The organism is Flavobacterium sp. UBA4854 (assembly GCF_002399805.1).
GTDB lineage: Bacteria > Bacteroidota > Bacteroidia > Flavobacteriales > Flavobacteriaceae > Flavobacterium > Flavobacterium ginsengisoli.
On the sequence record NZ_DHEI01000065.1, the window covers coordinates 1 to 1,920 of the forward strand.

Below are 1,920 nucleotides of genomic sequence, written 5' to 3' on the forward strand. Positions count from 1 at the left end.
AACGTCATTTACTGAACCAATTGCGGCTTGCGCTCCAAGGTTTTCAATTTCCGATTTTCTTTCACTACTGCTTGCAATTACTGTAATTTGATGTCCTTCTTTTATTAAAGTCTTCGCTAAAGGTTTACTAATGTTTCCTAAAGAACCTGTAATTATAATTTTCATACTATTATTTTTTTGATGATACAAAGTTGCGTATCATTAGAGAAATAGATTTAGCCAAATCTATGATTGACGTAGTCTAAAATAATAGTATGAAAAGTGATTTTATTTTTCGGATAATTTTCTTTCCGTTTCAATTTGAGGTTTTCCCGTTGCGTTTGGTTGGCCTTTTCCTGTTTCAATTAGTTTTTTCAAACTATTCTCGATGTAATTACTCCAGCCTGCTTTGCAAACATCAAAACATTCATATTCTGGAACCAAACCAATGTGTGTAAAAGTGAGTTTTGTTTTGTCATCTTCTTTCGAGATATCAAAAACTGCTGTTGTATTAGTCCATTCTGTATCATCTTTCGTGAAGCTGAAATAATTTTCTTCAATGAGCCAAACAATTTTCTGATTCGGAATTACTTCAATCAATTTTATTTTACAGCGATGAACATCTTCATAATGATATTTAAATTCATCGCCTTGATTTGCTGTTTTTCCTTCAATTTCTTCAGACCACCAGCCGCGAACATTTTGTATGGCTTTAAAAACTTCTTCTGGCGATTGATTGACAATTATGGTTGTGGTAAAATCTTGAGTATTCATAATCAATTGACTTTTAAATTAGTAAAGTAAAATTACAATCTAAAAATCAATTGATTAAGGTGTTTAAAAGACAATTTGAAGGTGTATTTCAGACAAGTTTTTTATTAGATGCCGTAAAAGAATAATGCAATTGCCATGATTAAGCCAAATAAAATTAGAAAACCTAGAAGAGTAATTAGAGTAACTCTCCATCCGCCATAAGTATCTCCTCCGTTATCGTTATGCTTTTGTATGTTTTCTTCTTGATAAGTCTGAATTATGTAGGAAGCAATGAAAGAATAAATAACTGGAAAGACAATTTTTGGAAAGTTTTCTGGAAGACTAAATGAGATTCCAATGATTACGATTGTACAGATCGCTGTAATAATCCAAGTGTTTCTTGCTTTTTCAAGATCATTGAAAGTTTTAAAATTTTCTGCAATGCAATAACCAGCAACCAACGGACCGCCAAAAAAAGTTGCGGTGCTAATTGCTTTTTTAGAATATATTTTTTCTGTCGGAATTTCTTCAAAGACTGATTTCTCTACATTATTGTCTTGTGTCATTTTGGGTAGATTTAGATTTGAGTTTTTATACTATTGTTTTAATTTTTTGAGGAATTGTATTGATAAGGTCAAAATGTTTTGACATCACATTTTGGAGATTCAAAGTTCCGCCTAGAATAATCATTTCTTTATGCGTAAAACGTTTTCCAAGTCGGTCTTCAATCATAATTTTTTCCATGCTTTGAGCGATTTCGATTTCATGTAAAAACTCATTCGGATGACCGGCTGTGCAAATTACAAGACCGTACGGAATGGTTTTAATTTTTCTGGAAGTTTCGTTTTGCCCATATGCATATCCTACCGAATACACACGATCAAACCAGCCTTTTAATTTTGCTGGACAATCGCTCCACCAAACAGGATATAGAAAAATAATACAGTCTGCTTTTTCTATTTTTTCTTGTTCTGCTAAAACATCTGCAGGTATAGGAAGTTCTGTTTTGGCAAAACCTTCACGATCGTATTCTTCCTCAGACATATCGCTAGTAAAATTAGACGCATACAAATCAGAGATTTCTATATTCCATTTTTCATTGTTCAAGGCTAGTTTTAATCTTTCTAGAACTTGAAAAGTATACGATTTTTTGCTAGGATGCGCGTAAACAATTAGAATATTCATTTT

The 1,920-nt window shown here is 32.1% G+C and carries 3 protein-coding genes; all 3 read right to left on the reverse strand.

Going from position 1 to position 1,920, the window contains the following annotated elements:
• Nucleotides 1-267: 267 nt before the first annotated feature.
• Nucleotides 268-753, reverse strand: coding sequence for an SRPBCC family protein (locus tag B3J44_RS09290; protein WP_286967992.1), 486 nt, complete (start codon nucleotides 751-753; stop codon nucleotides 268-270).
• A gap of 104 nt (nucleotides 754-857) precedes the next feature.
• A complete protein-coding gene (locus B3J44_RS09295; protein WP_286967993.1) occupies nucleotides 858-1,298 on the reverse strand; it encodes a hypothetical protein in 441 nt (146 codons plus the stop codon).
• Nucleotides 1,299-1,323: 25 nt separating this feature from the next.
• On the reverse strand, nucleotides 1,324-1,920 hold a 597-nt coding region (locus tag B3J44_RS09300; protein ID WP_286967995.1), incomplete at its 5' end, for an NAD(P)H-dependent oxidoreductase.

Coding starts and splice junctions, on each gene's coding strand:
- B3J44_RS09290 (WP_286967992.1), bottom strand. CDS start 753: ATGAATACTCAAGATTTTACCACAACCATAATTGTCAATCAATCGCCA.
- B3J44_RS09295 (WP_286967993.1), bottom strand. CDS start 1,298: ATGACACAAGACAATAATGTAGAGAAATCAGTCTTTGAAGAAATTCCG.